Source organism: Glaciihabitans sp. dw_435 (assembly GCF_018449675.1).
GTDB lineage: Bacteria > Actinomycetota > Actinomycetes > Actinomycetales > Microbacteriaceae > Glaciihabitans.
This window is the reverse complement of record NZ_JAAVUZ010000007.1, coordinates 23,435-48,722: the sequence shown is the minus strand read 5'-3', so window position 1 is coordinate 48,722 and position 25,288 is coordinate 23,435. Positions and strand designations below refer to the sequence as shown.

Genomic DNA, 25,288 nt, shown 5'->3' with positions numbered 1-25,288 from the left:
TCGGCGCGCCGCGGGATACCGGGGCGCCCACCCGCCGAGACCGCCCGCCTGCTGCCGATTACCAGGTGCGGATATCCGCGGCCACCGTCGCGGCGAGGTCGGCAGCCATCATCGGATCGAGGCGGGACGTGATCATCATGCCGATCTGGCTCGCGGTCAGCAGGTCGGCCTTCAGCCCCGGGTCATCCACTGCCTGAATGGATGCCACGGAGTTCAGAAACGCCGTCCGCACACGCGTTCGATACGCCCGCACCATGTCGGCAGCTGCTTCGTCGAGATCGTCGAGTTCCATCGCGGTGTTGAGCATGAGGCATCCGCGGGACGCGATCGCGCGGGGCGCGGTGCTAAAGAGCCTGCCGAGCGACGCGAAGTAGGCGAGCAGCTCATCACGGCCGGCGCCAGGCGCCTCGAGCGGACCGAGCAGGGGACCAATGATGCCGTCGAGGTAGCTCTGTGCCGCGCGATCGAACAGTCCCCGCTTGCTGCCGTAGGTCTCGTACATGCTCGACTTGCTGAGTCCGGTGGCGGCCTGGAGCTGCGCGAGGGAGGTGGCGGCGAACCCCCTCGACCAGAAGACATCGCGCGCGGCGGTCACGACCGAAGCGTCGCTGAATTCCTTCGTGCGCGCCATGACGCTCCCCTCGCAGCAGTCGCGCAGTCACATTGACTTTGCGAACCAATCGGTCCAGTATAGCAATCAGGACCGATCGGTTCGAAATGACTGACCAGGAGTTCTCATGCTTATCGCCGCCATCGTCTTCGCCAGCCTCGCCGCCCTGTTCCACATCGCGGTGTTCTTCCTCGAGAGCGTTCTGTGGACCCGTCCGGCAATCTTCGGCCGCTTCAATATCGCCTCGCAGGAAGACGCGAACACGATTCGCCCAATGGCCTACAACCAGGGCTTCTACAACCTCGCCCTGGCGATCGGAGTCGTCGTCGGCATCGTGCTCCTCGCCCAGACCGGCGACGCCTTCATCGTGGGCAAGACGCTCGTGATCTTCGGCACGGCGTGCATGGCGATCGCCGGCGCGGTACTCGCCTCGACCGGACGCAGCTACCTGCGGTCGGCGGCGCTCCAGTTCGTCCCGGCGGCACTCGCTCTGGTCTTCACGATCGCGGCGTAGCCTCCGGCGTCACCGGCGCGAACACCCGCAGCGCGCCGGGCACGACGTCCAGCTGCACGGGCAGCTCCCCCACCCGCTCGCCATCCGCATACGCGACGACACCGGATGCCTCGATCCGCACCGAACTCGCCCGGTGCACGCTCACCCGCGGGTGAGAGAGGTGAGTGCCGGCGAACACCCGCGGAAAGATCCGCAGAAAACTGAGCCGGCTCAGCGGCTTCACCACCATCACGTCCAGCAGCCCATCATCGAGCAGGGCATTCGGGGTGACCCTCATCCCTCCCCCGATGGACACGTTGTTGCCGGCAGACACCAGCAGCGCGGCCGTGTCGAGCTGCACGCCATCGAGGGTCATCCGGTACTCGATCGGCTTTATTCGCACAAGTTCGATGAGCAGGGCCAGGATGTACCGGCTCTTGCCTCGCGGATACCGCAGCGCGTTCGCCCGCTCGTTGACCATCGCGTCGAATCCCGCAGAGAGCACGCTCGCGAACCACTTCGTCTCGCCGATTCCCCAGCGCACACGGACCGCGTCGATGGTGCGGGGCTGCTGTTGGAGCAGCCGCAACAGAACGGCGAGCGCCTCGTCGGGATCGCTGATGGGCAGGCCGAGTCCGCGGGCCATGTCGTTGCCGGTTCCGCTGGGGATAGTGCCGAACGGAATGTCGGTGCCCGCGAGTACGTTCACCGCGAGGCTCACCATGCCGTCCCCGCCGACCACGACGAGGGCGTCAGGCGAACTCGCCAGCGCAAGCTGCGTGGCCTCGAGCAGTGCGGCGAAATCGCTCTTTTCCAGCACTGTGACGTCGTGACCTCCCGCGCGCAGCCCCGTGATGACGCGCGGACCGACCGCGGTTTTCGACCCAAATGATGCGGAGGGATTGATGGCAACAATGAGTCTGCGCGGCACCGGTGTCGTCATCCCCCGATTATGGCGGGTGACGAGCACCGGGCCGCGATGGAGCGGCCACTGGCGCGTGGCGAGCCGCCTGCCTTTGGCGGCCCCTCTGCCCGCTATTTCGCCAGGTCGAGGCGGCGCAGCAACTGCGCGTTCGCCGCCACCACGATCGTCGAGGCGGACATCAGCACGGCGCCCACGGCGGGCGACAACAGGATGCCCCAACCAAAGAGCACCCCCGCGGCCAGCGGGATGCCCAGAATGTTGTAGCCAGCGGCCCACCACAGGTTCTGCACCATCTTGCGATAGGTTGCACGGCTCAGCGTGATTGTGTCGGAGACACCGCGCGGGTCACTGGACGCCAGCACGATTCCGGCAGATTCGATCGCGACATCCGTTCCCGCTCCGATCGCGATGCCGACATCGGCCTGGGTCAGCGCCGGCGCATCGTTCACGCCATCGCCGACCATTGCCACGCGGGTGCCACCCTGTTGCAGACGCTTCACGACGTCGGCCTTCTCGCCCGGCAACACCTCGGCGAAGATCTCGGTGATGCCGAGCTGGGATCCAACCCAGGCGGCGACACCGTGCGAATCGCCGGTGAGCATTGCGACGCGGATGCCCCGGGCGCGCAGCTGCGCGACGGCCTCTGCCGACTCGGCCCGAATCACATCGGCCAGCGTGATCGCACCGAGCACGTCGGTCTCGCTCATCAGGTACACGACGGTCTTTCCCTCGGATGACGCGTCCGCCGCAGCGCTGGCGAGAGTGGAATCCACCTCGAGCCCGCGTTCGGTCACGACGCGGGAGCTCGCAACGGTGAGAACCTGCCCCTCCACCGTCGCCGAGGCGCCCCGTCCCGCGAGCGAACCGAAGGCACCCGACAGCGGAACCGCGAGGGACCGGCCCGACGCCTGCGAGACGATGGCGCGGGCGATCGGATGCTCGGACTGTGCCTCGACCGATGCGGCGAGCGCGAGTACCCGGTCGGCGGTCACGTCGGCGGTCGCGGGCAGCACATCGACGACGCCCTGGCGTCCCTCGGTGAGCGTTCCGGTCTTGTCGAAAAGCACGACCTGCAGGTTGCGGGCGTCCTCGAGGGCTGCCCGACTGCGCACGAGAACTCCGCGCTTCGCCCCGATGGCGGTCGAGAGTTGTGCGACCAGCGGGATTGCGAGGCCGAGGGCGTGGGGGCACGCGATGATGAGAACCGTCACCACCCGCTCGATCACGAACGCCGGGTCATCCGGTGAAATAAACAACCACGCGATCAGGGTGATCACCGCGGCGGCCAGCGCCACGTAGAACAGCAGCGCGGCCGCCCGGTCTGCCAGCACCTGCGCGCCGGACTTGCTCGCCTGCGCATCGGCAACGAGCTTCATGACTCCGGCGAGCGCGGTGTCATCACCGGTCTTGGTGACGCGCACGGTGAGGGATCCGGATCCGTTGATACTTCCCGCGATGACCGTGGAACCGGGCGTCTTGCCCACCAGAGTTGATTCGCCCGTGAGCAGCGACTCGTTGACCTCGGACTGGCCGTCGGTCACCTCGCCATCGACGGGGACGGCGGCTCCCGGTCGTACGAGCACGCTGTCGCCGACGGCGAGCTGCGCGACGGGCACGGCCATGACGTGGTCGCCGTGCATGAGGTCCGCCTGGTCGGGAATGAGTTTCGCGAGCTCACCGAGGGCGTTCTGCGCGCCCATGATGGCCGACATCTCCACCCAATGGCCGAGCAGCATGATCGTGATCAGGGTGGCGAGTTCCCACCAGAAGTCCATGCCGGGGAACCCGAGAGTCACCGCGGCGCTGTAGCCGAAGGCCACCACGATCGCGAGCGAGATGAGCGTCATCATGCCCGGCTGGCGGCCCTTGATTTCCTGCAGCCCGCCCTTGACGAAGACGGTGCCGCCGTACACGAACAGCACCAGCCCGAAGAGCGCGGGGATGTACTGGCTGCCGGGGAAGCGCGGCCCGTCGAGGCCGAGGATGTCCTGCAGGCCGGTACTGAAGACCATGGTCGGGATGGTGAGCACGAGGCTCAGCCAGAACTTGCGACGGAACATCCCGGGATCGTGGTGCGAATGGTCGCCGCCGTGACCCGCGTGCGCGTCATGACCCACATGCGCGTCATGATCCGCGTGCGCGTCGTGACCCGCGTGAGGGTCGTGACCCGCGTGAGGGTCGGACACCGGATGACCCGCGCCGCCGCCCTCGGCACCGCCCGAGGCATCCCGAGCAGAAGGAACGGCCGTGGTGTGATCGTGGCTCATGGTCACTCTCCCCTGTTGTTGTTGAGTTCGTAGACCTTGAGCAGCTCGTCGATCGCCATCTGCTGCTGATCGCCGCCGGCCGCGAACATGTCGGTGACGTGGGTGCGCAAGTGGTTCTCGACGAGCAGCTTGTTGAGGCTGCGCAGCGACTTCTGGATGGCGAGGGACTGCGTGATGATGTCCATGCAGTAGTCCTCGTTGTCGATCATCTTCTCGAGGCCGCGCATCTGCCCCTCGAGGATCTTCGTGCGGTGCAACGCACGCTTCTTGATGTCTGCGATCATGCCTCGATAGTACCCCCCGGGGGTATTAATTGCGAGGGCCGGGCGTACGCTGACAGCCATGCGAATCACAAAATACGAGCACGCGAACTTCGTCGTCGAACTCGACGGCAAGAACCTCGTGGTCGACCCCGGCGGGTACAGCACGTCGCTTCCCGCGCTCAACAATGTCGTCGCGATCGTCGTCACACACGAGCACGCCGATCACTGGACCGCCGACCAGCTGACCCGCATTCTCGATCGCAACCCGGGCGTTCCGATCTTCGGACCGGCCGGATTCGCCGCGGCGGCGGAGGGCTTCGACGTCACGGTCGTGACGGGAGGGGACAAAGCGGATGCCTCGCCCTTCCACCTCGCGTTCTATGGCACTACCCACGCGGTGATCCACTCATCGATCCCGCTCGTCGACAACGTCGGCGTGCTCATCAACGACACGATCTATCACCCGGGTGACTCCTACACAGTGCCTCCGGTGCCGGTGGACGTGCTCGGCGTTCCCTCGAGCGCCCCGTGGCTGAAGATCGGCGAGGTCATGGACTTCATCGCCGAGGTAAAGCCGCGGCGCTCGTTTGCCCTGCACGAGATGGTGAACTCCGACATCGGCAACACGATGGCCCGGGCCCGCATCGCGTCCGCCACCGAGGCCGCCGGCGGCCAGTTCCTCCCGCTCGTCGCGGGCGAGAGCATCGAACTGTAGTCCGCGCGAACGCTCTACCTGAATCGAGGTACCCACGACGATCATGACCGAACTGCGATATCGCGAGCATCAGCCGGGACCGCGGTGGCTCCGAGCGGTGGGAGTCTTCTGTGTCGCGATCCTTCTGCCCGTCTCTGCGGTAATGGCCAATGCCGTTGCCCAACGGTGGGGAACCGGTTCGGCGCTGTGGGTGCTGGCCTGCATGGTGTTCTTCATTGTCGCGATAGGTCTGGCCTCACTCATCTGCCTGGCCAACACGATTGACATCCGCGTAACGCACCGCGACATCACCGGTCTGGTTGTGCCGTTGCGAGTCTTCCGAATACATACTGAAGAAATCACCGCAATCGAGCCAGCCACAGTGACTCCCACGCACGCCGGGGGCATCGGCTACCGGGTCACGCCCTCGGCACGCTACCTGCTCTTCAACGCCGGCCCGGCGGTGCGGATCACGACCCGGACGGGGCGGATCTACGTCGTGCGTTCGCTTCGACCCGACGCGCTGATCGCGGCGATCGAGCCAGCGAAAGCTCCCCGCCAGTAGCGGTGGCCGTCGTCGCGCCCGGACGTCCCGGCGCCATCACCGCCGCGACCGCGAGACCGATGGCCACGGCAAACACTGCCATGGACGCTCCGATGGTGAGGCCGTCCGGACGCACGATGGACTGACCGCGCAGCGCCTGCCAGGTCAGCACCACCAGAACCGCGGAGTAGGTGGCCGCCGCAATCGCCACGAGGCGGCGCTGGGTCACCGCCGATCGAAGGGCTGGCACCCGCCGGGCGACCAGCGCGAGCACTATCGCGATGATCGGAATCACCTGCAGTGCGTGCATACCCACGAAGTGCGGGATCCGCAGGTCACCGGCGACGGTGCTCCAGCCAAGCAGAGGCAGCCCCGGACCGCCGTCCTCCACTCCGACGGCATGCGCGCCCGCAATGCCCTGGAAATCGTCGAGCTGCTGCGCCGTCGGCCCGGTCATCAGGAACGCCAGCGCCATGCCCACCAGCGCGAGGATCGCACCGGCGCGAATTGCCAGCGTGCGGGCGCGGTCGCCCATCGGGTTGCGGAACAGCACGATGCTCACGAGGAACGTCATCATCCACACCACAACGATGGAGGTCGCCATGATCGACCAGAGCGTGGTGTGCAGCGGGGTCGACACGTTGAAGTGACTGGTCTCCCCCACCGCGGCGACACCGACGATGATGACCATCTCCAACAGCAGCCCGACGACGCTGACGGTTCCCGCGATCCACGCGATTCGTCGGAACCGCTGCAGCTGCCCGATCAGCCACGACAGCGTGACCGCGTAGATCCCGATCGACAGCGCGAACTTGAGCGGCTTGAGCCACAGGTCGACGCCGGTGACCTGACGATGGTCCACGAGGGCGGCAATGGATGTGAACACGGCGAGCACGGTCATTAACGCCGCGAGCCAGAGAAGTGGACGGTGCCACCGGACGAGTGTCATGACATTCTTCCTCTCGGAAAACCTAGGGAGTAGCGGATGACCCGCTGTCAGGGGATTCCTCGCCGCGGGAATCCCGTTCCGGCGAGGGGGCACCGTGGTACCGGCGATGAGAGACGTTTTCCTGCGCGATGCGCCGCAGTCCTGCAAAAAACGTGTCGCCGAGAACGGTGCCCACCACGACGACTTCGGCCATATCGGAGCGGTCACCCGACGCCTCGACGGCATCCAGATCCGCTTCGGCAACGATTTCCGCGGCGCGCGCGTAGTCGGCCGCCGTAGCGGTGAGTGATTCCCGCCCCAGTGAGATGTAGGCGTCGATCACGTGACCGGCCATGGCGATGCCCGGGTTGTCTTGCGAGACCGACCATCCCTCGGCGTCGATGAGCCCGACGACGCGGTTGATGCCCGCCGACGCCGAAGTGGCGGTCGCCCGCGAAAACTGTGGTGCACCGTTCTCGTCCGTCTGCGGTTCCCCAACGATGTCCGACTCCGGGATGCTCAGCCCGCCCGCGATGGCGTGCTGCGCGATGCCAAAGGTCCAGTCCAGCGGCATGTTCTTGTCATCGATGGCCGCGATGACGTCGCGGGCGGATGCCACGGACAGCCCGCCCACCTCCAGCAGTGCCCGCACCAGGCGCAACCGCTCGACGTGTTCGTCGCCGTAGCTGGCCTGGTTGGGGCTCGTGCGATCCCCCGCCGCGAGCAATCCCTCCCGCAGGTAGAACTTGATCGATGGCACGGGCAGGCCGCTCTTGGCACTGAGCTCGGAGATCCGCATAACGGATACTGTAACTACTGATAGTGCCGCTGTCTATAGTGACAGGCCCTCGGCGGCATAGTGCGCGGCCAGGCGCCGGAATCCCTCGTCCAGCGAGACCGCGGGAACCCACTGCAGATCGTCCCGCGTGCGGCGCTGGTCGAACCAGTGGGCGGTGGAGAGTTGCTCCGCCAGGAAGCGCGTCATCGGCGGTTCATCCGCTCCCGGCGCCACGCGCCACACCGCCTCGATCGCCGATCCCGCCGCGCGGGCCACGACGGCGGGGACTCGCCAGGCGGGTGCAGCGACTCCTGCCGCGGCGCAGATTCCCGCGAGCAGCTCCGCGACGGGCCGGGGCTCGCCATTGGTCAGCACGTAGGCGTTGCCATGCACGGCGTCGACGCGGTCAAGCGCGGCCGCGATTCCGGATGCCGCGTTGTCGATGTAAATCGTGTCGATGAGGCCGGCACCGTGGCCGAGCAGCGGCAACCGGCCGGATCGCGCGCGGTCGACCACCCGCTCCACGAGCTGGGTGTCACCCGGTCCCCAGACGAGGTGCGGACGCACGACAACGATGCGGAGCTCGGGCGAATCGGCGGCCAGCGCGAGCAGCTCGGCAGCAGCCTTCGTGCGGGCGTAATCACCGCGGGCGTGTGCGGGATCGGCCGGCAGCGCGTCATCCCCCACAATCGACGACCCCGCGTGTGCGACGGACGGCGACGACACGAAGACCATGCGTGGCACGCCGAATCCTCGCGCGGCGGCGATCAGCGCGCGGGTGCCTCCCACGTTGACGGCCTCGAAGTCGGCCGGGTCGCCCGCGAGCGAAACCTTCGCGGCCAGGTGCACGATCGCATCGACACCATCGACGGCGAGGGCGATGTCGGCGGGATTCGTGATCGACCCGAGAAAGTCGGTCGCTCCCCGCACCCCGGACGGGCGTCGCTGGAACGTACGAACCTCGTGACCCGCCTGGAGAATCTCGGCGACCGCCGACCCCAGGAGCCCACTCGCGCCGGTGACGAGCACCCTCACGGGCGGACCATCCGCCCGCCGCCAAGGATCCGCGCGGCCCAGAGCGACAGCTTCGTTCGGTCGATCTTGGAGTTGTGGCGAATGTCGGTCGGCAGGTGCGGAAGCACGATGACGGCCGCGACAGGCTGGGACACGGATGCGCGGACGCTGGCCGCGAGCTCCGGCGAGGCCAGCGACACGCGGCGCGCGGGTGGCTGGGTCTCGATGATCGCGACGATGGCCTGCGTGCCGGCCGGGCCGATTCCGACGGCGGCCGCGCGGGACACCGTGGGGATCTTCTCGAACGACAGCTCAAGGCCCACGGGCGTGACCACGCCGGTGGGAGCGGCGATGACGTGTGGAAGGCGTCCCTCCACCCAGAGGCGTCCGGCGGCGTCGAAGTGCCCCACGTCCCCCGTGCGGTGCCAGCGTTCCCCGGCGATCGCACCGATGCGTGACGCGCGGTCGGTGCGCCAGAGACGGTCGTAGTGGTCCTTGAGGTGCGGTGCGGAGACGACGATCTCGCCCGTGATGCCTGGCTCGGTCGACAGCTCACCGGTGGCCTCGGCACTGGCGTTGAGCGCGCTGATGCGCACGCGCGTGGTGGCGGTCGGGAGCCCGACGCAGACGCCGCCGGGGCCGTCGGCATCGACGGCAAGGGCTGCCTCGCGGATTCCCTCGAGGGTGATGTCCGTCATCAGCAGGCCCTCGGTCATGCCATAGGGCGTGTGGGCGCTCGCGTTCGGCATGAGGGCGGCGATCGCGGTCAGCAGTGGTTCGGATACGGGAGCTCCGGCGGACAGGAAGTCCTGCACACCAGCCAAGGCGCTCCGGTCGAGGTCGGTGAGCGCGGCGGAGGTAGCAACCACGTTCGCGACAGCAGCCGGCGACAGGAACACCACGGTCGCCTCGACAGCCGCGACGGCGGCGGCCACGGCGGACGCGGTGAGTGTCTTGGGCGAGGTCACGTTCATGTCCGGCGTGACCGAGCGGGCGCCGAGTGCAGGACCGAGCAGCGCGAACGGTGCGAATCCGGCGACGAGCCCGGTGCCAACGCCGACCCCGTACTGGCCGGACAGCGCTTCGACGATGGCCGAGAGCTGGTCGTGCGTGTACACGACGCCCTTGGCGGGACCTGTCGATCCCGACGTGAACAGCACCGCCGCGACATCCGTCGCCGCAGGCTCCTCCGGAAGCGCCTGATCGACACCCAGCTCGACGATGTCGGCGAGTGCGTGTGACAGGCCGAGGGCTGCTCCCGTGGATGCCGGGTAGCGCACGGTCGAGATTTTTTGTCCGGGCCAGCCGAGCGCGCGGGCGGCGACCAGCCCGGGCAGCTGCCCGATGACGTGATCGGGCCACGCACCGCGCACGGCGCGGGTGAGTCCCCGCAGGCCGAGGCCCGCATCGGCTATAACCACGATCGCGCCAAGACGCAGGCAGGCGTACAGGACAGCGGTCAGGTCGGCCCCCGGCTGGATGAGGAGGGAGACCCGGTCACCCTTCTTCACGCCGATGCGGTTGAGTCCCGCGGCGATCTGGTTCACGCGCTTCGAGAGCAGCTTCCAGCTGACGACCCGCGGACCTGCTCCCTGTGCGGGAACCATTTCGATGAGCGCTGTCTCGTCGCTGTCACGAAGCTCGTCGAGGTAGTGCCACAGGCGATTGCGCGCGGGCGCGGCGTCGCCGAGCAGCAGTCCGGGAGCGACACCGACCTCCGGGTGCTCCGCGGCGGCATCGAACGACTCGAGGGAGGCGAGTGCTTCGAGCGACTCGAGCCCCGCCTGGTCGGCGAGCCAGGTGAGCACGGATGACGCGTAGTCGACGTCCTCGGCGATGAGGTGTCCCGCACCCTCGAAACGGTGCACGTCGGCGTGGGGCATGCGGTCGACGAGGTCGTCCAGGTACCGGTCGCCGAAGATGGGATCGCGCGGGCCCCACAGCATGAGCGTCGGCACGGTGAGGCGGGTGAGCTCGGACGCGATGCGGTCGAGTTCCGGGGTGCTCTCGTGCGCGGCATCCACGGGGATGTCGGCGACGAATCCACCGATGCCGCCGCGGCGCTCGGCCGTGCGGTACGGCGCGCGGTACGCGTTCTTGACGTCGGACGCGAGGGGCGGATGCGCCAGGGCAAGGGTCGTCTCGAGGAACGCCGGAGTCGCGACCGTGGCACGGCCGAGGATTCCGGGGCCGAGCGCGAGACGCAGGGGCGCGGGAATCGGCGATGACTCGGGCTGGTGAATCGCGGTGTTGAGCATCATGACGCCGGACAGCAGGTCCGGGTGGTTGACGGCCCAGCCCATCGACACGACGCCGCCCCAGTCGTGACCGAGGGTGACCACGGGACCGTCGAGTCCAATGGCGGTGGTGAAGTCGTCGAGGTCACGCACACGGCGGGCCAGTGGACGTGCAACGCCCGTGCGCTCGGAAAAGCCCATGTCGAGCTGGTCGACCGCGATGACGCGCCATGCGGGCTTGCCGTCGAGCGCGGCATCCGTCGCCTGACTGACCAGCGACCGCCACAGGTACGACCACGTCGGGTTGCCGTGAACGCAGAGGATCGTTCCCACGGGCGTGACGCCGAGCTGCGCCAGACGCGGGCCATTGTCGAGAACATGCCAGGTGCGCGGTGCGCCGTCCTGGGCGCCACCGATGACACCATCGGACTCGTGCACGTCGATCAGCCGCGAGAACGCGGGATCGAGCCCGGGCAGGTCACTCGGGGGAAGAGTGGCCGGTGCGGGCACCGTCGCGGCCCGGGGCAAACGCGAGGTCACCAGGCGATTTCCATCATGGCCGTGTTGAGGCCGGAACCGACGCCCATAAGCAGCACGCGGTCGCCCTTCTTCAGGGTGGACGCCTCCTGCGCGAGGGTGATCGGGATCGACGCCGGTCCGACATTGCCGTACAGCGGGTAGGTGACGGGAACGCGGGTCTTGTCGAGACCCGCGGCCTTCACGATGGCGTTGGTGTGCACCGACGAGACCTGGTGCATGATGTAGCGGTCCATGGTAGCCCAGTTCCAGTCGCGCTTGGCTTCCTTCCAGGCGGAGACAACGAGGTCCATTCCGCCCTTCAGCAGCGCCTTGGCGTCGGTGAACATGCCGTCGACGCTGCCAACGCAGAGTTCGTTGAACTCGGTCGCGGCGCGGGTCACGCCACCGAGCATGCGGTGGCCTTCGGGATGCGCGTCTGCCGGGCCGAGCACGGCGGCTGCCGCTCCCGATCCCAGGGTGAGGCTGGCGAACTCGCTCATGAAGTCCTTGCGGTTCATGTCGCCACCGCTGAGCCGGTCGATCGTGTTGTTCTGAATGTCGTCGGCGTCTTCACCGTCGATCACGATGGCGTACTTGATCTGGCCGGCGTCGATGAGCTGCGCCGCGAGGGCCATGCCGTTGACGAATCCGAGGCAGGCGTTGGCGATGTCGAAGTTGGTCGCGGACGAGGGAAGGCCGAGTCCGTGATGAATACGGACGGCGACGGATGGCTCGAGGTGCTTGCGCGTCACGGACGTGTTGATCAGCAGCCCGACCTGCGACGGGTCGATGCCCGCCTCGGCCATGGCCTGCTTGCCAGCGGTGATGGCGGCGTCGTCGAAGAGCTGGCCCTCGGCCCAGTTGCGGCGTTCGTACACACCGGCGACGCGCTGAAGGAGTCCCTTGGGGAGGCGGAGGCGGTCGAGGACCGGTTTCAGCCGTCGATCGATGTCTTCTGAGGTGGTGATCCGCGGGGCGATGAAACTCGCGACCGACAGGAGGGCGACGTTGCGATGCGTCGTCGTTGCGTTTCCGTCCAACGAAAATCCATATCCAGTTGTAGCTGCTGACAAAAAGGTGGCTGAGCGGCGCTCTGATCTAAAACTAGCCGTTTTCCAGACACCGGCTGTACACGCTACAACCTTGGGCTGGACGCCTCCTGCGCGCCGCCTATGGGTTGACAGCCGGGCGTCTGGGGAGCGTTAAGGCACTGGCGCCCGCCGCCGTCCCGCGGAAGTCAGCGCAGGCCCGAGCGGTCCTTGGGAGTGCGGCCCATGTTCCAGCGGGCGACGAAGAGACAGACGAACTGAACGACGACTCCCCCGATCATCACCGGCAGAAGCACCGTGACGTGATCGTTGTGGGTGAGGAGGTTGAGAATCAGCGCGACAACCCACAGGGCCATCCCGGCGAGACTGAATCGAACCCAGCGACTGTTGACCATGATGCGCCCAGCGTATCCGACCCGACTCGGTAATACGCCGGACGCATCACGGTCCTTACCGCCGCCGAAGTGTGGAGTGGCGGCCGCGGCCGCCCGTGGTGGAGGAGAATCCCGCGCGGTACGCGAGCAGGATTGCCCCGATCAAGAGAAGGCTCGCACCCACGATGGACGGCGCGATCGCGTCCGCTCCCGTCTCGGCGAGAGTGTCGGTACCCGTGCCGTTGCCGTTGCCATTCCCGTTGCCGCCGCCACCGCCGTTGCCCGTCCCGCTACCGGGGGTGGCCGACGGGGAAACGCTCGGTGTGGTGCTGGGCACGGCGGACGCGGTGGGCCGCGGTGTTGCGGACGGCGTCGCCACCGGGGTGGGCGTTGCGCTGGGCGTCGCTGACACTGACGGGACGGGTGCGGCAACCGCGGTGCACCCGGTCGGTCGGTTGATGACGTTGGAATCGAGGGTCACGGCACCCGTGCGGGCGAACAGGCGTCCGGTGATCGTCGCGCCGGTCGTCGCGGTGACCGACGCCTGGGCGAGGATGGTGCCGAAGAAGGTAGACGCGGTGCCGAGGGTGGCGGAACTGCCCACCTGCCAGTACACGTTGCAGGCCGAGGCTCCACCGGTGAGTACGACACGGCTGGCGGAGGCGGTGATCAGCGTGCTGGCCGCCTGGAAGATGAAGACCGAGCTCGCGTCGCCGGCGAGGGTGACGGTGCCGGTAAGTCCCAGCTCGTTGCCGGAGTAGACGCCGGGCACGAGGGTGAGTCCGGCGAGGTCGCCGAGCCCCGACGTCAGCGGGGAGCGCCCGGCCGCGTCGTTGTAGGCAGTGGTGACGGCGGCCTGGGCCTGCGCGGCCACGGCGTCGGTGGTGTGGACCGTGCCGTTGGAGACGAGTCCGGGCGGGAATCCGGTGATGGATGACCCGGGGCTGACGCCCAGATCGCCCTGCACCGTGGTCGACAGGGTGTTGGTGACGGCTGTCGCACCGAGCACGGAGAAGCTCTCGGCGGTGCCAAGTCCGACGGACGACTCCGCGGCGTGGGCAGGAGTGCCACCGCTGAGAACCAGCAGGGTGCCAGCCGCTATCGCCAGCGCCAAAGCGAGCGGCACCTCAAGCTTCATCCGGATCGAACGAGCAGTCATTTCTATCCCCCACTGCGCGAAAGAAGGTGCCGCACAGATGCGGCGCTAGCAAACACGATGTTCGCTAAACCTCTTGCCGTGACGCTAACAGGAGAGCCATTGTGGGCCCGAGGGTGGTCAATTCGAGCATCTCGGTCTAGTATCGCGCGGCGCCCCCGAAACTAGGGCGTCTACCTCCGCGAGAGGGCGAGACAAAAGAGCCGGTGACAGGATCAATAGATCCCCGCCACCGGCTCGATTCTCACGTCGGGGGCCTACGCGGCCGCGGTTCCCGCAGCGATTTTGCGCGCGGCCAGTGAGACCGCAAGATCGAACGCGTGCTCGGTTGCACCGGTGTTGACGATGTTTTTTCCCACGATGTCGAACGCGGTTCCGTGGGCGGGGGTGGCGATCGCCACCGGCAGCCCACCCTGAACCGTCACACCGGCGTCGAACCCGATGAGCTTCATCGCGATCTGTCCCTGGTCGTGGTACATCGTGACGATGCCATCGAAGTCCTTCCGCTTGGCGGCGAAGATCGTGTCCGACGGGAACGGACCCGTGGCGTCGATACCCGCTGCGCGCGCGGCCTCGACACCGGGGGCGATCTCGTCGATCTCCTCGCGGCCGAAGTTGCCGTTCTCTCCCCCGTGAGGGTTCAGCGCGGCGACACCGATGCGGGGAGCGTCGAGGCCGGCGGCGCGCAATACCTCGTTGAGGAGCTCGATGGCAGCGGTCACCGCGGGGGCCTTGATCAGGGCGGCAACCTCGGACAGCGGAATGTGCGAGGTCACGCGGGCGGTGGTGATTTCATCGAGCACATTGAGTTCGGAGGTCACCCCGGTGGCGCCGAGCTCCTGGGCAAACCAGCGCAGTTCATCCTCGTGGTGCATTCCCGCAAGCTTCAGGCTCGTCTTGTTCAGCGGCGTGAAGACAATCGCGTCGACCTTGCCGGCGTTGGCCAGATCGAGGGCACGGCTGAGCTGGTGCATCGCGCGCTCCCCCGCTTCCTTGCTGACCTCTCTGATCGGGATGGGGATCTCGGGATACGAGTTGTCGTCCAGCAGCGTGGCGAACCCGGGCTTCGGTTCGTCGCTCAGGGGAATCGTTACCCCGGCGGTGGCGGCGGCGCGATCCAGCTCCGCGGCATCGGCGAGGACATAAACCTCCGCCGACTCGAGCGTTCCGGGACGGGCGAGCAACTTTGCTGCGAGCTCTGGTCCGACTCCGGCGGGGTCACCGAGGGTGAGGGCGATGCGCGGTCGACGCGCGGCGGGCGTTGTTGTCATGATGCGACCTTCTTGTTGTCGGGGGTGGGTGTGGATGAAGTTGTCAGCGCCAGAGCCTCGTCGAGAACAGCAGCGAGGTTACCGATGTCATGTCCGAAGCGGCCGAGAAAAATCCCGTCCAGCTCGGAGAGAAGGGGAAGCAGGCCGGGACCGGCGCTGCCTCCGTAGATAAAACTGACGCCGAGATCGGGATACCGCGCAACGACGAGCGCGCGCAGCTCATGGATGACTGCGTTGACGTAATCGGGGGCGGCCGGGGCATCCGCTCCTATCGCCCACACCGGCTCATACGCGATGAGCACGTCGGCGGTCTGAGCGGATGGCACGACCGCTGTGATCTGGTCGAAGCAGAACCGAGCCGCCTCCTCCGGCGTGCTGACATCAAGCTCACCCACGCACAGCAGCGAGGTCAGGCCCGCGGCGGTGGCGGCGGCGTGCTTGCGCTCGATGACCTCGTCAGTTTCGTGGAACAGGGAGCGGCGCTCGGCATGGCCGATCTCCGCGATGCGGACTCCAATCTCCGCCAGCATCGGCGCGGGCGTCTCGCCGGTGAAGGCTCCCGTGGAGTATCCGAGATCCTGTGCACCAACGAGCACCCCGGTGCCTGCCAGCAGAGCAACACTGCGGGGAAGGAGGGGCGCCGAGGGAATCACGAACGGAATGACTCCATTGGTAGCGAGTTCCGGGCGCGCCACCACCGTGTCCCGCAGTTCGGACAGCCAGTCCAGAGTCTGCGCGAAACCGAAGTAGGCCTTGGTGCTGACCCCGACGAAGATCGTGGATGGCACAGTCAGTCCTGCGGAGCTTCCTCGTAGCTGCTGATCGCAGCGACCTTCTCCGCAGACGCCGAGGACTCGTCGAAGCGGTAGTCGAGCCACTCGCCCACGAGACGCTTGGCCAACTCGATGCCGATGACGCGCTGGCCCATGGTCAGCACCTGCGCGTTGTTGCTCAACACGGAGCGCTCTACCGAATAGCTGTCGTGTGCCGTGACCGCTCGGATGCCGGCAACCTTATTGGCCGAAATTGCGACGCCGAGCCCGGTGCCGCAGAAGAGCAGGGCGCGGTCGGCCGCCCCATCCGCGACAAGCCGCGCGGCGGCAACGGCGACGTGGGGGTAAGCGGTGTGCCCATCGGCATCGACCCCGACATCCACGACCGAGGCGACCCGGGGGTCAGCTTCAAGCATCTTCTTCAGCACGTCCTTGTAGTCAACTCCGGCGTCGTCGTTTCCGATGACAATGCGTAGTGGTTCGCTCATGGTTCTAGTCCTTCTGTGTCGGATCGGTCGCCATGGCATCACTGATCGTCACGGCTATGCGGGAAAGCGAGGTGGCCCCGGCATCGGGGTGGCCGAGGCTGCGCTCGACATGGGGACGCGCGCGTCCCAGGCGCGGTTTGAGCTGGGCCGTGGCGGCGGCGGCCTGCAGTGAGGCCTCGGCCGCGATTGCCCACGCCGCGGGTAGGGGCAGGTCATCGCCGACGGAGGCACTCAGTCGTTCGGCGAACGGAACGAAGGCGTCGACGAGGGTCTTGTCCCCCACCTGCGCCTTGCCGAGTTTCTGGATGGCGGCGAGTGCCGCATCCACCGCGACGCTGACAGCCGCCGGATCAATCGCGGTGTCGGAGGGAAGACTCGCGCCGGCAGCGGTGAGCGCGATCCCCCACAGTGCGCCGGAGGTTCCACCTCCGTGTTCGGACCACGCCTCGCCGGCTTCGGCGAGAAGTTCCTTGAGGCTGCCACCTTCGGCGACAACAACCTCGGCCGCGCTCACCGCGCCGCTGACCCCGCGGCTCATGCCGATGCCGTGATCGCCGTCACCGGCGACGGCGTCGATTCGCCCGAATTCTTCTTCCGACGCGAGGATCATCGCGTGCACCACCCGGGCGTAGCCGAGGGCAGCAGCGGCACCGGCGGCGTCGATCGTGCTGGCTTTCTGGCGGGACGCGGCGACGGTGGCCCCCGCCGCGACCGCGGTATCGAGATCCGCTGCGATGCGCGCGGTGCGGTAGCCGGGAGTATCCGCGGGCGCGTCCCACAGGTTTTCCAGCTCGTCGTCGACCCAGAACAGCGTCAGGGACACACCTGCCATGTCGAGGCTGGTGACGAGCTCGCCGCTCTCGGACGAAGCGATCTGCACACCGGCATCCGATAATAAGGAATGAATCGCACCGAAAACCACGAACATTTCCTCGTACTTGAACGAGCCAAGGCCATTGAGCAGCACAACGGCGCGCTGCCCTTCCGGTGTGGTGATTCCCTCGGGCAGTTCGCCGAGAAGACGGGACACGAGCAGCTCGGCCAGTTCTGGAGCGGTCGTCACGGGCACCTCGCCGAGACCCGGCTCCCCGTGAATGCCGAGGCCGATCGCCATCATCCCTTCGGGCACGGTGAAGAGAGGCTCGGTCGCGCCCGGCAGAGTGCACCCAGTGAAAGCGACGCCGAACGTGCGGGTGCGATCGTTGGCACGGTGAGCGAGGCGCTCCACCTCGTCGAGGGAGGCCCCCGCCTCCGCGGCAGCTCCCGCGACCTTGAAGACGGTGAGGTCGCCGGCGATTCCCCGACGCTTGCCGATTTCGTCGGCGGATGCACTGGCGACGTCGTCGGTGACGGCGATCATGCGGGCGTCAATCCCGTCGCCCTTCAGCCGCTCGACTGCCTGGCCGAACTGCAGCACGTCACCGGCGTAGTTGCCATAGGCCAGCAGAACGCCGGCACCTCGCTCGACGGCATGCGACACACGGTATGCCTGCCCGGACGATGGCGACGCGAAGATGTTGCCGCACACAGCGCCGGAGGCGAGACCCGGGCCAACGAGGCCGGCGAACGCGGGATAGTGTCCGGAACCGCCGCCGATGACGACGCCGACGCGACCGTCGGGAATGACAGTGGAACGGATGACTCCGCCGCTCGCGCGGCGCACGTGCCGCGGATTGGCGAGCACGAACCCGTCAATGGCGGCATCGGCGAAGGTTGTCGAATCGGTGATGAGGTAGGTCATGCGCGGGTCTCCTGCGACGTAGCGGGCAATAGGGTGCGGAGGTAGTCGGCGTTCAGGCCGCTGACGGCAAGTCCGTCACCGCCGTAGTGCTCGCAACAGATCACGCCCTGGAAGCCGAGGGCGAGAGCGTCACGTACGGCCTCGCGGTAGTTGATGAAGCCGAGCATGAGGGGCGCGGGCGCGGTGAAGATGCTTCCCGTCGCGGCATCCTCATCCCGGTAGTAGTTCTTTACCTGCCAGTAGTTCGTGTACGGCAGCGTCTTGGCGAGCATGTCGCGCCAGTCTTCGATCTCACGGTGCATGCGCACGATGTTGCCAATATCCGGATTGAGGCCGACGTTCGGGAGATCGATGTCGTTAATCAGGCGCACCGCCGAGTCGGCGCTGCCGAGGAAGGTGTCTTCGTACATCTCGAGGGAGACCTGCATGCCGTAATCCGCGGCATGGTTGCCGATCTCGCGGAATCGAGTGACGGCAAGCTCCCAGGCATCGAAGTCCTCGATGGGGTCGCCGTCGCTCTTCGCGTTCCAGAACCAGAGTTGCTTCTTCTGCTCAACGGTGAGGGGCCGGTGCAGTCCGAGGGACAGCACCCCGGTACCGAGGGCCGCGGCGGCGTCCACGGTGCGATGCGTGTACGCGAGATTGTCGTCTCCGGTGAGGGGGTCAATGACACTGCGCCTCGTGATGGACAGCGCGGGGGCATCCATCCCGGCACTCGACAGAGTCTGCTGGAAATCTGCGAAGCGCTCAGGCGTCAGGTCTCCAATGCGCACCCAGCTGTCGGTGAGGTCGATCGAGGCGAACCCGACAGAGGCGACCTGGCGGAGGGTATCCAGCCAGACGTCGACGGACGCGTCCTGCACGCTGGGGTGGGAGAACTGGTGGAGGGCGGCCGCGATGGGCCAGCTCTCTCGAGTGAATGACATAGACACCTCGTCGTGTGGTTCGGCTGAGCCAAAATCGTAGGTCGTACTTCCTATACGATCCACCCGACGGTACGGATTGTCAAATGTGGGGAGTGCTGGGTTAGTGCTCTCCGGCGGCGTCGGCGACCGCTCGGGTGCGCACTCCGCAAATGTGTTCGTCCATCCCGGCGCGGGCCGCGTCGGCGTCCCCGGCCTTGAACGCGTCGAGCACCCGGGTGTGCTCCGCGATGGCCGGGCCCGCGTCGCTCACTCCGAGCCCACCGAAGAGCCGGAATCGTTGCACGTGACCACCAAGAGCCGTGTACGCCGCGAGCAGGAACCGGTTGCCCGTGCTTTCGGCGATCAGGCGATGGAAACGCTCGTCAGCCTGCCAATACGGGCGGATCGTCGCGACCGAGTCGGCCTGCTCGGACGACCGGTCAAGGTCGACGATGGTCTGTTCGAGCTGTGCAACGAGAGCGTCCGTCGACCGCGAGCAGGCGAGAAAGGCATTCTCCGGCTCGATCAATTGTCGGGCGTTCATCAGCTCGACGACTTCCTCGAGCGAAAAGAGGGGGGCGACGCGGTAGCCCTTGAGCGCCGTGCGGATAACCAGGCCCGTTGATTCCAAGCGTGCAAGCGCCTCCCGGATGGGCGTTTGTGAAATCTCCAGGTCGCGGGCGAGCGAGTCGATGTTGAGGGCTTCGTCAGCCTCGAGGCGCCCATCCATGAACGCCACCATCAGCTCGTCGTACACGTGGTCCGCGAGAACTTGACGGGATAACGTGCCGCGCGACGAGGGTCCGATTGCCATGCTTCAGGGTAACGCCGCGAGGATCACTCGGAGAAGCTGAACTTGCACAATTCGATTTCGTGGATCATTCTTCCTATAGGAAGTTTTCCGTCGGGCCGCGACGGCATATTGTTTTGTAGCCTCCCTCGGCTATCCGCCCAGAGGTATTTCAAAGGAGAAATCGCACAGTGCATTCAACTCTCTTCACCGTGATCAGCGGGATCCTCGCGATCGTGCTGTTGGTGATCCTGATCACCCGCGTGAAACTGCATCCGTTCTTCGCGTTGCTGATCTCCAGCATTCTGCTGGGCATCGTCAATGGGCTGGATGTCACGACCGCCGTCTCCACCTTTACCGATGGCTTTGGCAAGCAACTTTCGGTGACCGGCGTGGTAATCGCCCTCGGTGCGATGCTGGGTGGCATCCTGATTCGCTCGGGCGGCGGCGACCGCATCGCCGACGTCATCATCGGTAAGCGCAAGATCATCTGGATGCCCATCAGCGTCGGTCTCGTCGCGCTGATCATCGGACTTCCCAACCTCTTCGAAGTCACCTTCGTCCTGCTCGTGCCGCTCGTGTTCTCGATCGCCAAGCGCCTGCACGTCAGCCTCCTGGCCGTGGGAATTCCCATGGCGGCGGGACTCATGACGGCACACGGCTTGCTTCCCCCGGGCCCGGCTCCGATCCTCGCCGCGACCGCATACGGCGCCAACATCGGAACTACCACGCTGTATGGCGTCATCGTCGCTGTCCCGGTACTGCTCGTCGGTGCCTGGCTGTTCCCCCGCGTCATGCGAAAGTACATCGGCAAGGACGTGGGCATGGACCCGTCGTCCCCTGCCGCCAGCGCTCACATCGGTGGAGATCTGACGCTGGCCCGTCTTCGCGAGCCAAGCCTGGCCGCTGCCCTCAGTTCCGTCCTGCTTGCCCCCGCCCTCATGATCATCGGCACCATCGGGCTCGACGTCACCCCCAAGGGTTCGTTCCTCGTTCCGTTCTTTGAGACCATCGGCAACCCGGTGCTGTCACTGACCTTCGCCGTCATCCTCGCCTTCATCGTTCTGGGAAGGGGCTCGGGATTCACCCTCGTCGACATCCAGGCGATTGTGCGTTCAAGCATCGTGCCGATCGTCAGCTTGCTGCTGATCATCGGCGCCGGTGGCGGCCTGAAGACGATCCTCACCGCGATCGGACTGAGCGACATCATCAGCGGAGCCGCACAGACCTGGGCCATCCCGGCCGTGCTTTTCGCCTGGATTGTGGCAGCGATTTTCCGCATCGCGCTCGGTTCGGGAACAGTTGCCGTCTCCGCCAGCACGGGAATCGTCGCTGCGCTTATTGCGGCAGATCCGTCGGTCAACCCTGCCCTGCTGGTGCTCGCAACCTGTACCGGCGCCATGATCTTCTCGCACGTCAGCGATGGAGCCTTCTGGTTGTTCAAGGAGTACTTCGGGCTGACAGTTCCGCAGACTCTGCGCACCTGGAGCCTGTTGGTCACTGTGCAGTCAGTCGTTGGGCTCGGAGGCATCCTCGTTCTCGGCGCCTTCGTCGGCGGGCTTGCCTAGCCGCACGCTGAAGTACCGGCACCGGCCCGCGCTCCCCCACGGGGATCGCGGGCCGAGCTCGTTTAATCCGCATTAACCACAAAAGCCCCGGTATGGCCGGGGCTTTCTTGCTGTGGTGATGAGTTGTGTTGCGGGTAAAAACAGACGGCTGAGGCATCCGTCCAAAGTCGCACAGTTCGGTCACGGGCTAGATATTCAGAGTAACACCGCCACCGGAAATGGGCGGATGGGAGTGCGGCCGTCCCCTGGCGACCGATGGACGTCGCTCTATTTCAACGACGTAAACACTGCGTTGCAAACATGATTCAACATGAGCAACCGTCACAGCAGAGCAGTAGCGTCTCTCGGTAAGCAGAACGTTAACTCCCGCTTAGCGGAATGAGCCTCATGATTTCTGAATCCACGGCAGCCGTCGTCAACTCCCCGGAGCCGACGAAGGACCAGCTGGGCGAGCGCCTGAGGACCGCGCGTGAGCGCGCACGGTTGTCGACCCGGGACGTTGCCGCCCGTGCGGGAGTCAGCGCCGGCTTCATCAGCCAGCTCGAGAACGGCAAGCGCGGCGCTTCGGTGGGCGTGCTCAAGCGGATATCCACGGCCGTCGGAATCTCCGTTGCCGACCTGCTCTCGGACGAGGCGCCCGCGTCCCGTCCGGTGCTGCGGGCCCACCAGCGGCCCGTGCTCTCCAGCGACGGTGGTCTGCAGAAACTGTTGCTGTCACGACCGCCCATCCAGCAACTCGAGGTGTACGAGGGCACGTTCGAGGTCGGTGGGTCCACGGGTGCGGAAGCCTACGCCCACGACAACGCTCAGGAGCTGTTTTACGTGCTGAGCGGGCACGTTCAGATCTCGATCGGCGAGGAGAACCACATCCTCGGACCGCGCGACAGCATCGAATACCTCTCCTCCATCCCCCACCGCGCGGTCAACATCGGCGCGACCGAAGCGCAGGCCATCTGGATCACCTCGCATTTCACGCCCCCACAGGACCTCAACCCGTTCACCGCCCCGGCGCCAGCCCACCAGACCTCAGGGACTTCCTCATGACAACTTCCGAACGCTTACTCATTACCGGCGGCCACGTGTTCACCCCCGCGGGCGTCGTGGAAGAACCCGTCCTCATCGAGAACGGCGTCATCACGGCGATCGGGCCCGATGCGCTCGCTGTGCCGGGCGCCACCGAGATCGATGCGGCGGGCGGCACCGTCTCCCCCGGTTTCCAGGACAGTCACGTGCACCCGTATCACGCGGGCCTCGACATGATCGCGTGCGACCTCACTCCGTACGTCACCGCCGACGGCTACCTCACGCGCATCGCGGAGTACGCCGCCGCCAACCCGGATCTCCAGTGGATCACTGGCGGCGGCTGGTCGATGGATTCGTTCCCCGGTGGGCTTCCCAGCGCCGCGGCCCTCGATGCGATCGTGCCCGACCGCCCCGCGTTTTTCCCCAACCGCGACGGTCACGGCGCCTGGGTCAACTCCAAGGCCCTCGAGATTGCCGGAATCGATGACTCGACGCCGGACCCGTTTGACGGTCGCATCGAACGGGACGCGGACGGTCATGCGATCGGCACGCTTCAGGAAGGCGCGATGGGATTTGTCGCCAGCCACGTGCCTCTCCCGAGCCAGGACGACATGGATGAGGCCCTCGCGATTGCACAGCAACAGCTGTTCTCCTGGGGTATCACCGGCTGGCAGGACGCCATCGTGGGCGCCACCAACGACACCCCCGATCCGCTGGACTCCTACCTGCGCGGTACCGCGTCCGGCGTGCTCAAGGCCCACGTGGTTGGCGCAATCTGGTGGGACCGCAACCGGGGGCTCGAGCAGATCCCCGAAATCGTCGCGAAGCGCGAGCGCGCTCTTGCCGGCGGATTCCGGGCGACGACGGTCAAGATCATGCAGGATGGCGTGGCCGAGAACTTCACCGCCGGAATGCTCGAGCCGTACCTCGATGCGTGCGGCTGCCCGGGCGAGAACACCGGCAAGAGCTTCGTCGATCCGACCACGCTCAAGGAACTCTCGATCGAGCTGGATGCCCTTGGCTTCCAGCTTCACTATCACGCCCTCGGCGACCGGGCCGTGCGCGAGGCGCTCGACGCGATCGAAGCCGCCCGTGACGCGAACGGCGACAGCGACCTGCGCCACACACTCGCCCACATCCAGATCATCCACCCCGACGACATCCCCCGGTTCGCGGAGCTCGGCGCGGTGGCGAACATGCAGCCGTTGTGGGCGCGGCACGAGGCGCAGATGGACACCCTCACGATTCCCTTCCTCGGCACCCGCCGGGCAGGCTGGCAGTATCCCTTCGGTTCGCTGCAGCGGGCGGGGGCGCCGCTCGCCTCGGGAAGCGACTGGCCCGTCAGCACCGCCAACGCCCTGGAGATCATCCATACCTCCGTGAACCGGGCGCCCGCCGGGGCGACCGGCGCTGCCGCCCTCCCCTTCCTCGGGGAGCAGGCGCTGTCCCTCGCCGATGCGCTCATCGCCCACAGCCTCGGCACGGCGTTCCTCAACCATGACGAGGCACGCTCCGGCAGCATCGAGGTGGGCAAGGCGGGCGACATCGTGATCCTCGACCGGGACATCTTCGCTGCCCCCGTTGCCGAGATCGGTTCCGCGAGTGTCGCCTACACGATCATCGGTGGAGAGGTCGTCTACTCGGCGAGCACCACGGAAGCGGTGTCGGCGTGAGTGTCATCGATACCGGCGAGTCCGCGACGGCAGCCCTCGCCGGCGCACCCGGATCTGTCGAGCTGCGGTCGCTGACCAAGCGATACGGAACGGCAACGGCCGTCTCCGATCTCAGCCTCAGTGTGCAGGCAGGCGAGTTCCTCAGCCTTCTTGGGCCCAGCGGATGCGGCAAGACCACGACCCTGCGGATGATTGGAGGCTTCGAGTTCCCGGACGACGGTTCCATCCAGATCTCCGGAAAGCACGTCGAAAACCTGCCGCCGCACAAGCGTCCGGTGAACACCGTCTTTCAGGCCTATGCCCTTTTCCCGCACCTCACGGTCGCCGACAACGTGGCGTACGGACTGCGCCGCAGCGGGGTCGCCCGCTCGGAGATGGCCGACCGGGTACGTCGATCTCTCGACATGGTGCGGATGACGGCATTCGCCGATCGCAAACCCGCACAACTCTCTGGCGGCCAGCAGCAGCGCGTCGCGCTCGCCCGCGCCCTGGTCAACCGCCCCGCGGTGCTCCTGCTCGACGAACCCATGAGCGCCCTCGACCGAAAGCTGCGCGAGGAGATGCAGGTCGAGCTCAAGCTGCTCCAGAGCGAACTCGGCACCACCTTCATCTTCGTCACCCACGACCAGGAGGAAGCGCTCTCCATGAGCGACCGGGTCGCCGTGATGAAGGACGGCGGCATCGAACAGATCGGTACCGCGGCCCAGGTATACGACGCGCCGGAGTCCGCCTTTGTCGCGGGGTTCATCGGACGGCAGAACGCGTTCACCGGCACGATCGAGGGCTTTGATGCCACGGGGACAACTGTGCACACGCCCGATCTGACGCTGCGCTCGTCCCGGCAAGCGAGGGGTGAGATTCCCGCCGCCGTGGGCGGAGCCGTGACCGCCTCGGTGCGTCCCGAGGCGGTAATAGTGGATGCCTCGGCGGCGGCCGCCACCCACGGCATATCGTCGCCGCCCAACACGGTGCACGGGGTGCTGCGCGGGGTGTCCGAACTCGGTCACAGCCTTCAACTCGTCATCCATACCGCCAGTGACGCCCAAATCCTTGCCCGTTTGCCGCGCTCAGCCAACCCGCCCACCGAACTCGGCTCGCCCGTTGTCTGCTCGTGGATAGCGGACGCCGTACGCCTCTTCACCTCCTGAACGACTGTCCTTCCGCACTCCGCATTCCGCATCGCCTCCCCCATCTCCCGATTCGAA

The 25,288-nt window shown here is 66.6% G+C and carries 24 protein-coding genes; 7 read left to right on the top strand and 17 right to left on the bottom strand.

Features of this window, described 5'->3' with window-relative positions; translation table 11 throughout:
* Nucleotides 1-58 precede the first annotated feature (58 nt).
* Complete coding sequence (locus HB677_RS10880; protein ID WP_213815735.1) at nucleotides 59-631, bottom strand: TetR/AcrR family transcriptional regulator; 573 nt, start codon at nucleotides 629-631, stop codon at nucleotides 59-61.
* A gap of 106 nt (nucleotides 632-737) precedes the next feature.
* On the opposite strand from HB677_RS10880, the gene HB677_RS10875 reads away from it, so the two are divergent.
* On the top strand, nucleotides 738-1,124 hold the full coding sequence (locus HB677_RS10875) for a DUF1304 domain-containing protein (protein ID WP_213815734.1): 387 nt from the start codon (nucleotides 738-740) through the stop codon (nucleotides 1,122-1,124).
* On the opposite strand, the gene HB677_RS10870 is transcribed toward HB677_RS10875, so the two are convergent.
* The 3 genes from HB677_RS10870 to HB677_RS10860 all read right to left on the bottom strand — a co-directional run bounded on the left by HB677_RS10870 (nucleotide 1,108) and on the right by HB677_RS10860 (nucleotide 4,579).
* Nucleotides 1,108-2,046 carry a diacylglycerol kinase family protein gene (locus tag HB677_RS10870; RefSeq protein ID WP_213815733.1) on the bottom strand — a complete coding sequence of 313 codons (939 nt, stop codon included), beginning with the start codon at nucleotides 2,044-2,046 and terminating at the stop codon, nucleotides 1,108-1,110. The genes HB677_RS10875 and HB677_RS10870 overlap by 17 nt on opposite strands.
* A gap of 92 nt (nucleotides 2,047-2,138) precedes the next feature.
* Entirely contained in the window at nucleotides 2,139-4,295 is a 2,157-nt protein-coding gene (locus HB677_RS10865; RefSeq protein ID WP_213815732.1) for a copper-translocating P-type ATPase, read from the bottom strand.
* 2 nt (nucleotides 4,296-4,297) lie between these two features.
* Nucleotides 4,298-4,579: a metal-sensitive transcriptional regulator gene (locus tag HB677_RS10860; protein WP_213815731.1), complete on the bottom strand. Its 282-nt coding sequence runs from the start codon at nucleotides 4,577-4,579 to the stop codon at nucleotides 4,298-4,300.
* A 58-nt stretch (nucleotides 4,580-4,637) separates the two neighbouring features.
* Between HB677_RS10860 and HB677_RS10855 the strand changes: the two genes are divergently transcribed.
* Both HB677_RS10855 and HB677_RS10850 read left to right on the top strand, forming a co-directional pair.
* On the top strand, nucleotides 4,638-5,273 hold the full coding sequence (locus HB677_RS10855) for an MBL fold metallo-hydrolase (RefSeq protein ID WP_213815730.1): 636 nt from the start codon (nucleotides 4,638-4,640) through the stop codon (nucleotides 5,271-5,273).
* 43 nt (nucleotides 5,274-5,316) lie between these two features.
* Nucleotides 5,317-5,817 carry a hypothetical protein gene (locus HB677_RS10850; protein WP_213815729.1) on the top strand — a complete coding sequence of 167 codons (501 nt, stop codon included), beginning with the start codon at nucleotides 5,317-5,319 and terminating at the stop codon, nucleotides 5,815-5,817.
* Here HB677_RS10850 and HB677_RS10845 read toward each other — a convergent pair.
* The 13 genes from HB677_RS10845 to HB677_RS10785 form a co-directional block, all read right to left on the bottom strand.
* Nucleotides 5,723-6,745 (bottom strand): hypothetical protein, encoded by a 1,023-nt coding sequence (locus HB677_RS10845; RefSeq protein WP_213815728.1) that lies wholly within the window; start codon nucleotides 6,743-6,745, stop codon nucleotides 5,723-5,725. The two genes, HB677_RS10850 and HB677_RS10845, sit on opposite strands and share 95 nt — an antisense overlap.
* Nucleotides 6,746-6,767: 22 nt before the next feature.
* Nucleotides 6,768-7,523 carry a MerR family transcriptional regulator gene (locus tag HB677_RS10840; protein ID WP_213815727.1) on the bottom strand — a complete coding sequence of 252 codons (756 nt, stop codon included), beginning with the start codon at nucleotides 7,521-7,523 and terminating at the stop codon, nucleotides 6,768-6,770.
* 33 nt (nucleotides 7,524-7,556) lie between these two features.
* Nucleotides 7,557-8,537 (bottom strand): NAD(P)-dependent oxidoreductase, encoded by a 981-nt coding sequence (locus HB677_RS10835; protein ID WP_213815726.1) that lies wholly within the window; start codon nucleotides 8,535-8,537, stop codon nucleotides 7,557-7,559.
* Nucleotides 8,534-11,293 carry an alpha/beta fold hydrolase gene (locus HB677_RS10830; RefSeq protein WP_307852566.1) on the bottom strand — a complete coding sequence of 920 codons (2,760 nt, stop codon included), beginning with the start codon at nucleotides 11,291-11,293 and terminating at the stop codon, nucleotides 8,534-8,536. Before HB677_RS10830 ends, HB677_RS10835 begins: the two co-directional genes overlap by 4 nt.
* Nucleotides 11,290-12,312 carry a 3-oxoacyl-ACP synthase III gene (locus tag HB677_RS10825; protein WP_213815725.1) on the bottom strand — a complete coding sequence of 341 codons (1,023 nt, stop codon included), beginning with the start codon at nucleotides 12,310-12,312 and terminating at the stop codon, nucleotides 11,290-11,292. The genes HB677_RS10830 and HB677_RS10825 overlap by 4 nt, the downstream gene beginning before the upstream one ends.
* Nucleotides 12,313-12,509: 197 nt before the next feature.
* The gene (locus HB677_RS10820) at nucleotides 12,510-12,716 is read right to left on the bottom strand and encodes a hypothetical protein (protein ID WP_213815724.1); all 207 of its coding nucleotides are present in this window, start codon (nucleotides 12,714-12,716) and stop codon (nucleotides 12,510-12,512) included.
* Nucleotides 12,717-12,771: 55 nt separating this feature from the next.
* Nucleotides 12,772-13,854, bottom strand: a complete 1,083-nt coding sequence (locus HB677_RS10815) for an ice-binding family protein (protein WP_213815723.1) — start codon at nucleotides 13,852-13,854, stop codon at nucleotides 12,772-12,774.
* Nucleotides 13,855-14,108: 254 nt separating this feature from the next.
* Nucleotides 14,109-15,122, bottom strand: coding sequence for a 4-hydroxythreonine-4-phosphate dehydrogenase PdxA (locus HB677_RS10810; RefSeq protein ID WP_213815722.1), 1,014 nt, complete (start codon nucleotides 15,120-15,122; stop codon nucleotides 14,109-14,111).
* Nucleotides 15,119-15,910, bottom strand: coding sequence for a triose-phosphate isomerase family protein (locus HB677_RS10805; RefSeq protein ID WP_307852565.1), 792 nt, complete (start codon nucleotides 15,908-15,910; stop codon nucleotides 15,119-15,121). Before HB677_RS10805 ends, HB677_RS10810 begins: the two co-directional genes overlap by 4 nt.
* 2 nt (nucleotides 15,911-15,912) lie before the next feature.
* Nucleotides 15,913-16,383 carry a ribose-5-phosphate isomerase gene (locus HB677_RS10800; RefSeq protein WP_213815721.1) on the bottom strand — a complete coding sequence of 157 codons (471 nt, stop codon included), beginning with the start codon at nucleotides 16,381-16,383 and terminating at the stop codon, nucleotides 15,913-15,915.
* Between the two features lie 4 nt (nucleotides 16,384-16,387).
* Complete coding sequence (locus HB677_RS10795; protein WP_213815720.1) at nucleotides 16,388-18,124, bottom strand: dihydroxyacetone kinase family protein; 1,737 nt, start codon at nucleotides 18,122-18,124, stop codon at nucleotides 16,388-16,390.
* Nucleotides 18,121-19,050: a sugar phosphate isomerase/epimerase gene (locus tag HB677_RS10790; RefSeq protein ID WP_213815719.1), complete on the bottom strand. Its 930-nt coding sequence runs from the start codon at nucleotides 19,048-19,050 to the stop codon at nucleotides 18,121-18,123. The genes HB677_RS10795 and HB677_RS10790 overlap by 4 nt, the downstream gene beginning before the upstream one ends.
* 100 nt (nucleotides 19,051-19,150) lie before the next feature.
* Complete coding sequence (locus HB677_RS10785) at nucleotides 19,151-19,843, bottom strand: GntR family transcriptional regulator (RefSeq protein WP_213815718.1); 693 nt, start codon at nucleotides 19,841-19,843, stop codon at nucleotides 19,151-19,153.
* Nucleotides 19,844-20,010: 167 nt separating this feature from the next.
* Between HB677_RS10785 and HB677_RS10780 the strand changes: the two genes are divergently transcribed.
* From HB677_RS10780 to HB677_RS10765, 4 genes are all read left to right on the top strand, one after another.
* A complete protein-coding gene (locus tag HB677_RS10780; protein ID WP_213815717.1) occupies nucleotides 20,011-21,387 on the top strand; it encodes a gluconate:H+ symporter in 1,377 nt (458 codons plus the stop codon).
* Nucleotides 21,388-21,774: 387 nt separating this feature from the next.
* Nucleotides 21,775-22,431 (top strand): helix-turn-helix domain-containing protein, encoded by a 657-nt coding sequence (locus HB677_RS10775; protein WP_213815716.1) that lies wholly within the window; start codon nucleotides 21,775-21,777, stop codon nucleotides 22,429-22,431.
* Nucleotides 22,428-24,083, top strand: a complete 1,656-nt coding sequence (locus HB677_RS10770) for an amidohydrolase (protein WP_213815715.1) — start codon at nucleotides 22,428-22,430, stop codon at nucleotides 24,081-24,083. The genes HB677_RS10775 and HB677_RS10770 overlap by 4 nt, the downstream gene beginning before the upstream one ends.
* Nucleotides 24,080-25,231: an ABC transporter ATP-binding protein gene (locus HB677_RS10765; RefSeq protein WP_213815714.1), complete on the top strand. Its 1,152-nt coding sequence runs from the start codon at nucleotides 24,080-24,082 to the stop codon at nucleotides 25,229-25,231. Before HB677_RS10770 ends, HB677_RS10765 begins: the two co-directional genes overlap by 4 nt.
* Nucleotides 25,232-25,288 lie beyond the last annotated feature (57 nt).